At 43.8% G+C, this 6693-nt stretch carries 6 protein-coding genes; 1 reads left to right on the top strand and 5 read right to left on the bottom strand.

Translation table 11 applies throughout. The features are described from left to right. A partial coding sequence (locus ACE5CV_RS17590) for a DEAD/DEAH box helicase (RefSeq protein WP_374951505.1) occupies positions 1 to 1792 on the top strand: 1792 nt, incomplete at its 5' end. 110 nt (positions 1793 to 1902) lie between these two features. On the opposite strand, the gene ACE5CV_RS17585 is transcribed toward ACE5CV_RS17590, so the two are convergent. From ACE5CV_RS17585 to ACE5CV_RS17565, 5 genes are all read right to left on the bottom strand, one after another. Continuing rightward, positions 1903 to 2229: a hypothetical protein gene (locus ACE5CV_RS17585; RefSeq protein ID WP_374951504.1), complete on the bottom strand. Its 327-nt coding sequence runs from the start codon at positions 2227 to 2229 to the stop codon at positions 1903 to 1905. A gap of 57 nt (positions 2230 to 2286) precedes the next feature. Then, the gene (locus tag ACE5CV_RS17580) at positions 2287 to 2628 is read right to left on the bottom strand and encodes a hypothetical protein (protein ID WP_374951503.1); all 342 of its coding nucleotides are present in this window, start codon (positions 2626 to 2628) and stop codon (positions 2287 to 2289) included. 32 nt (positions 2629 to 2660) lie between these two features. Then, the gene (locus ACE5CV_RS17575; protein ID WP_374951502.1) at positions 2661 to 3668 is read right to left on the bottom strand and encodes an NAD(P)H-dependent glycerol-3-phosphate dehydrogenase; all 1008 of its coding nucleotides are present in this window, start codon (positions 3666 to 3668) and stop codon (positions 2661 to 2663) included. A gap of 152 nt (positions 3669 to 3820) precedes the next feature. Continuing rightward, complete coding sequence (locus tag ACE5CV_RS17570; protein ID WP_374951501.1) at positions 3821 to 5164, bottom strand: efflux RND transporter periplasmic adaptor subunit; 1344 nt, start codon at positions 5162 to 5164, stop codon at positions 3821 to 3823. A 29-nt stretch (positions 5165 to 5193) separates the two neighbouring features. Beyond that, positions 5194 to 6636 (bottom strand): TolC family protein, encoded by a 1443-nt coding sequence (locus ACE5CV_RS17565; RefSeq protein ID WP_374951500.1) that lies wholly within the window; start codon positions 6634 to 6636, stop codon positions 5194 to 5196. Positions 6637 to 6693: the final 57 nt, after the last annotated feature.

Genomic DNA, 6693 nt, shown 5'->3' with positions numbered 1-6693 from the left:
TGAGTTAGGATTTGAAAATCCTACGCCAATCCAGGAACAGTCAATTCCGGTATTGTTAACAGGCAGCAACGATTTTGTCGGATTAGCCCAAACAGGGACCGGTAAAACAGCTGCTTTTGGACTGCCGCTATTAGAACTGCTTGATTTCGAAGAAAATCATCCGCAAGCACTTGTTTTATGCCCGACACGTGAACTTTGTTTACAGATCACGAACGACATTAAGAACTACTCTAAAAACATGAACAACGTACACGTTGTTGCCGTTTACGGAGGTGCAAGTATTCAGGACCAACTACGTCAAATTAAGCGTGGTGTGCAAATTGTTGTTGCCACACCAGGCCGTATGCTTGACATTATTAACCGTAAAGCGATAGACTTTTCGCAGGTTAAGTTTGTAGTATTGGACGAGGCTGATGAGATGCTCAACATGGGCTTCCAGGAAGACATTGACAGTATTTTATCAACCACTCCTGACGAGAAAAAAACCTGGCTGTTTTCGGCCACAATGCCTTCTGAAGTTAGAAGGATCGCTAAAAAATACATGGATAACCCTTTTGAGTTAACCATGGGCGAAAAAAATACCGGTAACGTTAACATCGATCATGAATACTACGTTGTTCGTGCACGTGATAAATACGCCGCATTTAAACGCATTGTTGATAACAACCCCGAGATCTTCGGTATCGTATTTTGCCGTACCAAAATAGAGACTCAGGAAATTGCCGAGGCACTGATCAAAGACGGTTACAACGCCGATTCTTTACATGGTGACCTTTCACAGCAACAGCGCGATAAAGTAATGAAACGCTACCGCGAACGCAGCCTGCAGTTATTAATTGCTACTGATGTTGCTGCACGTGGTATTGATGTTAATGATGTTACACACGTTATTAATTACAGTTTGCCTGATGAGATTGAAAATTACACCCACCGTAGCGGCCGTACAGCCCGTGCAGGTAAAACCGGTGTATCTATTGCTATCATTAATAGTAAAGAATTAGGTAAAATTCGCCAGATTGAGCGCGTTATTGGTAAAAAGTTTATTAAAGCAGAGATCCCAACAGGTTTTGACGTTTGCGAGAAACAACTTTTTGCCCTGATACACAAAGTGCACAAGGTTGAAGTTAACAATGAGCAGATTGAGCAATACATCCCGCGTATTATGGATGAGTTTGCCGAACTGAGCAAAGAGGACGTGATTAAACGTTTTGCTTCGTTAGAGTTTAACCGCTTTTTAGATTATTATAAAAACGCACCAGACCTTAATGCACCTGCAGATGATTTCCGCAGGGAAGGCGAAAGAGGTGAGCGCGGAATGCGCGACGCCGGTGGCAAATCAGAATATACACGCCTGTTTATAAATTTAGGTAGCGTTGATGAATTTAACCGCGGCGATTTGCTGGGTTACATTTGCAACAACTCCAAAATAAGCGGCCGTACTGTAGGTAAAATAGATGTTAAAGGTGTTTACTCATTCTTTGAAGTAAGCAACGGCGATGTTGAGCAGGTAGTGAACAACTTTAAAGGCGTTGAATTTAAGGGCCGCGAAGTAAGGATAGAAATATCCGGTGAAGGTACCAGCAGCTCACGCAGTGGCGGCGACAGGCGCGAAGGTGGTTACCAAAGGCGTGAAGGCGGCGGCGGTTACAACCGCGACAGAAATAGTGGTGGTGGCGACAGACGCGAAGGTGGTTTTAACAGGGACAGGAACAAAAGCGCCGGTGGCGGTGGGTTCCGTGACTTTTCTGGCAAACCACGCGAAGAACGCCCGGAACGCCGCAGAAGATCTTAATTAGTTAGTTAGTTTTCATAAGAGCTTCGGAGTAGTTAACCGAAGCATAAGTTTAGTTTAGTTTTGTTTACAAAGCCTCTCGTTTGTTAATCATACGGGAGGTTTTTGTTTTAACGGCTAAACTCAATCGCAACAGAATCCGGGAACATCAGTTTCATGTTCTTGTCGTCCAGGTGCTGAATAACAAATTTAGTGTAAGGCTGGTTGCCTTCAAAAGAGGTAAGTATGGTATCTCCCTTCACAAAATAGTCTTCGGGAACAGGCGCGCTGTTATCCTGCAAGGTAAACTGCTTGCCGGTAATCTTCAACACCGTGCCGCCATCCTTAGATTTCCAGGTGCCCTGTAACTTTGAATTGGTTTGCTGTTTACTACAGGCAAAATTTAGCAGTACAAACGCACTGGCAATATGTATGAGTATGAGTATATAAGTTTTCATGATAAGGTAAAAGCAATAAAGCACCTGTAGGTACAGGTGCTTTATACGGGCAATATATTACATTGGTTTATCTACCAATGCAGCTTTTTTCACATACACGTGGCGGCCTTTACTGTTAACATAGTAGTAAGCCGAATTTTTGTCGATATACACCGTCTCTCCGTTAGGGGCAACTTTGCCGTCAAACTTTTTATCAGCTACTGCGGCAGCACCTTTCGATGCAATTTCGGCAGTACCGTTACCTACTTTAGTAGCAGTTTTTTTAGTGGCTTTCCATCCTTTTTTTGCACCGTGGCTAATTTTGCCACCAAGGGTAGAGTCTTTATGGGTTTGCGCGTAAGACGCTGATGCGGCAAACAAACTTGCAGCAAAAAGCGCGGATCTGAATATACGTTTCATAGGAGTATTTAAATTATGTTTAACTGTAACAGTTAACTCAATTTCTCTGCCAGTTTACGCATTTCGGTTGTAGGCGACCCTTTTTTATACAAAATAGCGTATACCGCCTCACAAATGGGCATTTCAACTTTGTAAATTTTATTTACCTGGTGTAGGCAATTTACTGCATAATATCCTTCTGCAACCATATTCATCTCTAACTGTGCCGACCGTACGGTATACCCCTTTCCTATCATATTGCCGAAAGTACGGTTACGGCTAAACTGCGAATAGGCGGTAACCAACAGATCGCCCAGGTAGGCCGACTCTTTTATATCCCGGTCTATTGGGTGTACCACATCTACAAAACGCTCCATTTCGCGGATAGCGTTAGAGATCAGTACCGACTGAAAATTGTCTCCATAACCAACACCGTGGCAAATGCCGCTGGCAATAGCGTAAACATTTTTTAGTACGGCGCCATACTCGGTACCGTAAATATCATCAGATACAATGGTTTTAATGTAGCGGGTATTAAGCATACCTGCAAACTCGGCAGCCAGGGCGTTATCCTGCGACGCAATAGTAAGATAGGATAGTTTTTCTAACGCAACCTCTTCGGCATGGCAGGGACCGCTTATCACCAGGAAATGATCTAACGGCACATCATAATGCCGGTGCAAAAACTCGCCGATGATCAGGTTCTCATCCGGAACGATACCTTTTATGGCCGATACCAGTTTTTTGCCCTTCAGATCTTCGGCTGTGATACCCTGCAGGGCTTCTTTTAAAAACGCGGCAGGCACATTCAGCAAAATGCAGTCTGCAAGACTGATCAACTCCTTAAGGTTTGATGATATGTTTTGTCCGGGTACCTTAATTTCAACCGAGCTAAGGTAGTTAGGGTTGTGCCCGAATTTCTGGATATGTTCCACCGCGTCGGTGTTCCGCATCCACCAATAAATTTCTTTTTCGGTGGTATTATCGGTAAGCATTTTAACGTTTGCTGTAGCCCAGCTCCCGCCGCCAACAACGGTAATTTTATTGATTTGCTTAAGCATTAAATAGTAAAGTGTGCAGCCGCTTAATTGGTTTTAACGGCACAACAAATAAATGAATTTTTAAGGGAAAAGGCATGCGGGCAAGGGATAAAAAGAAAAAGGACGAAAGGGATAAACCCTTCCGTCCTTAACATCTTTGTTCTTATTTAAGATTAGTCCTTCTTAGCGTCGCCGGTAAACAGTTTAGATTTATCAACCTTCTCTACCACCATACCATCATTAAGCGTTTTGGAGATAGCTGCAAACGGTGCAGACACCACCTCTTCGCCGCCTTTAAGGCCGCTTAATATTTGGATGTAGGTATCATCCTGTATGCCTGTTTTAACTTCCACCTGTTTAACTTTACCTGCCGCGTATATAAATACATACTCTTTGGCAGGTGCCGAGTCGCTAACAGATTTTTTGGTATCGTCATCGGCTTTCGGTTTATCTACTTTATTTTTCTTTTCCTCACGGGTGGTTACCGATTGGATAGGCACCGACAGGGCGTTAACATGGTTGGTTTGGATATCAACCGTAGCTGTTAATCCCGGGCGGAACGGTGAGTGATTAGCCGCATTCTTTTTAAGCAGGTCGATGTAAGATTGTGCAGTGATACGCACCTTTACGGTAAAGTTAGTTACCTGATCGGCATTGGTACCTACCACATTTGCCGAGCTGCCTATTTCAATTACCTGACCGTCGAATTTTTTACCTAAAAACGCATCGATCTCTATCTTGGCAGGGTTACCTACGGCAATACGGTTAATGTCATTTTCGTTCACATCCACATTTACGTCCATTTTACTCAGGTCGGATATGGTCATGATTTCGGTACCGGCAAACTGCTGGGTTCCCAAAACGCGTTCGCCCTGCTCGATAGACAGTTTAGATACCACACCATCAACCGGTGCGTAGATAGTTGTTTTAGCAAGGTTATCCTGAGCTTCCTTAACAGATGCCTGTGATTGCGCAAGGCCGTAAGTGCTGCCTACTACGTTTTGCTTGGCAGCTTCTAAAGTTGCCTTAGCACCTTCGTAATTTGCTTTGGCCTGCTCAAATTCGGCAGTTGTCAATACCTTTTTATCGTAAAGCTCTTTACTGCGCTTGTAAATAGATGCCTGATTGGCAAAGGTTGCTTCAGATTGTTTAAGCATTTGCGACGAATTGCCCACACTTGCCTTTTGTGTATTGTATGATGCAACTGCACGGTCGTAACCCGATTTTAAAATGTCCGGGCGGATACGGCAAAGCAGCTGGCCTTTTTTAACCACATCACCTTCTTTAATCGGCAGCTCAACCACCTCACCTGATACTTCCGGGCTGATTTTAACCTCTATGTGAGGTTTGATCTTACCACTGGCAGATACGGTTTCGTTAATGTCGCGGTTATCGGCCTTTTCAGTTGCCACCTGCGTTAGTTTTGGTTTGCCGATAATACCGGTTGCCTTGCCAATGATCAGCAATACAATCAGGGCACCAAGGCCTATCAGAATATATTTAGTAGTTTTTCCCATGATATTGTTTCAGGATTTGGTTTAGTGTGTTATAGTTTAATAGGGTTACCTAAGTAGTAATCGATGATCTTGCTGCGAAACACCACTTCGTACTGCGCCTGTATAAGGTTAAATTGTGATGTATTGAGGTTGGTTAATGAAGTATTATAATCCAGCGAGTTTACTAATCCAACATTGTAGCGCTGCTGTATCACATTAAAGGCATCTTTGTTGGCCTGGTAAGTTTGCTGGGTCGAGATAAATTTTTTCTCTGCAGCGCGTACATCCCAAACAGCCTGGTAAATGATCTTACCTAAATTGTTCTTTGCCAGTTGCGCGGTAACCACTGCGTTCTCATAATTGATCTTGGCTTTGCGTACCGATGTGCGTGCGGTAAAACGCCCAAAGATCGGGATCTGCAGGCTCACCCCTACCGACTGGTTAAAGTTGTCGCCCAACTGATTGAAGAAAGGATACCTTTTTGAGCTTTGAATAAAGTTAGGCGCAACAACAGCTGTTTGTGTATTGGCTATAAAGCCAATCGTATCAGAGCTGCCTGTAGGCGTTAAGCCCGTAAAAAGCCTTCTTGCATCAGAGTAATTGGAACCTGCCTGGCCAAAAAGCACAAGGCTTGGGTAATAATTACCTTTAGCTATTTTAATATTCTGCGCAGCTACCTTTTGGCGAAGCTCGGCAAGGGAAATATCGGGGTTAACAGCAAGGGCCGTTTTTAATACGATCTCTGCATCAAATAAGGTGCTTGCATCGCTCAGTTTGCTGATATCGGGTTTCTCAACCACAATCTGTGTGGATGGTGGCATCTCCATCAGTTGTTTAAGCGTTAATATCGATAGTTCCAGTTGATTTTGCGCGTTAGTAATGTTCAGGTCGGCATTAGATCCTTGCGCTTTAGCCTGAGACAGATCGGCAAGGGTTTGGTTACCTACATCAAAGTTCTTTTGTGCCCTGTCTAACGTGATCTTAGCTATCCCGATCTGCTGCTGTGCGGCTGCCACCAGATCCTGGTTGGTTAGTACGCTCAGGTAAGTGGTAACTACGTTCAAGATCAGGTCATTCTTAACTTTAGCGGTAGCGCCCCTGTCGGCATCTAACTGCAGCCTGTTGGCCACGATCTGGTTGCGCAACTGCCCACCCTGCGATACCACTACCTGCGATTGTGCAAAACCGCTCAGGGCAAATATCCGCTGGTTAATGAACTGGTTGGTCGATGGGTCGATATTACGGCCGAAGTTGAAAGATGCCTGCGGGCCAACAGTTAAGTTCGGCAACAGGTTGTATTTAGATTGCTTTAACGTTTCGTCCGTCAAAGACTCATTGAATTGCGATTGCTTAATAGTAAGGTTCCGCTCCAGCGTATAGTCTATGGCCTTTTGAAGGGTAATTACTTCCTGCGCTTTTGCATTTAAATTAAATATGGAAAATAATATAAAGCAAGCAATGGTTACTTTTGATAATGGTAATTTTAGTTTCATGATAAGTTGGTATACAATTCTAAGTAACTGCTAATTACTTTGCAAGCTTTATTTGTT

The sequence above is a fragment of the Mucilaginibacter sp. genome (assembly GCF_964263795.1).
In the GTDB taxonomy this organism is placed as follows: Bacteria; Bacteroidota; Bacteroidia; order Sphingobacteriales; family Sphingobacteriaceae; genus Mucilaginibacter.
The sequence above is the reverse complement of the archived record's forward strand: the minus strand, read 5'-3'. Positions and strand labels throughout refer to the sequence as shown.

Coding starts and splice junctions, on each gene's coding strand:
- ACE5CV_RS17585 (WP_374951504.1), bottom strand. CDS start 2,229: ATGAAAACTTATATACTCATACTCATACATATTGCCAGTGCGTTTGTA.
- ACE5CV_RS17580 (WP_374951503.1), bottom strand. CDS start 2,628: ATGAAACGTATATTCAGATCCGCGCTTTTTGCTGCAAGTTTGTTTGCC.
- ACE5CV_RS17575 (WP_374951502.1), bottom strand. CDS start 3,668: ATGCTTAAGCAAATCAATAAAATTACCGTTGTTGGCGGCGGGAGCTGG.
- ACE5CV_RS17570 (WP_374951501.1), bottom strand. CDS start 5,164: ATGGGAAAAACTACTAAATATATTCTGATAGGCCTTGGTGCCCTGATT.
- ACE5CV_RS17565 (WP_374951500.1), bottom strand. CDS start 6,636: ATGAAACTAAAATTACCATTATCAAAAGTAACCATTGCTTGCTTTATA.